The organism is Hymenobacter profundi, assembly GCF_019334315.1.
GTDB classification, from domain to species: domain Bacteria; phylum Bacteroidota; class Bacteroidia; order Cytophagales; family Hymenobacteraceae; genus Hymenobacter; species Hymenobacter profundi.
On sequence record NZ_JAHWGL010000219.1, the window covers coordinates 1 to 661 of the forward strand.

Below are 661 nucleotides of genomic sequence, written 5' to 3' on the forward strand. Positions count from 1 at the left end.
ACACCGGGTAGTATTTGGGGGGCATCGCGCAGGGCACAGACCTCTTCCCAACTGAGTTCGCCCGCTACATACTGCCCATAGAGGCGATGCACATAGGGAGTGGCCTTTTTGACTAGGTCCGGGTTGGTCGCTTTTATTTGCCGAAGCACGTTGGCCCGCTCGGCAGGCGTTTGGGCGTTAGGACCAAATTTGGGGTTGTACGACATAGCACTAGCCTACGGAAAACCGGTTTACAGTACAGCTCTTTCCCAGCAACAGGTTCCCTCTTCTCTCCATTTCTTCCCGATTACCGCTGTCTGAAGGTATATAAAATCACAAGTAAATGCAAGATAATTGCGCACTTATTACAGTGAGGAATTGTACTTTTGGCCTATGGTAATGCAGTGTCAAAAATGCGGAAAGGCGTACGAGCCGAAGCGGCGAGGGGGCAAATTCTGCTCGACTTCGTGCCGGGTGGTCCAGCACCAGCTCGTCAAGCGGGGCCGACTTTACGTTAACCCGAATACGGGCGACGAGGTGTACTTAGCTAACAAGCTGGCCACGGTTGAGCGGACCGCGCAGCAGACCTTAGTGGCCGTGCAGGAGTTGCCCGCTGAGCAAGCCTTGGCCGAGTTACGTAAGCTCGTGCAAGGATGGGCCGGGGTAGCGCAGAACAGTGTCA

2 protein-coding genes are annotated in these 661 nt (G+C 54.6%); one reads left to right on the forward strand and one right to left on the reverse strand.

From position 1 onward, the window contains the following. A partial coding sequence (locus KYK14_RS21995; protein WP_219161775.1) for a hypothetical protein occupies nucleotides 1-206 on the reverse strand: 206 nt, incomplete at its 3' end. Between the two features lie 247 nt (nucleotides 207-453). Here KYK14_RS21995 and KYK14_RS22000 point away from each other — a divergent pair. Then, nucleotides 454-661, forward strand: a 208-nt coding sequence (locus KYK14_RS22000) for a hypothetical protein (protein WP_219161776.1), incomplete at its 3' end; no start/stop codon positions are given.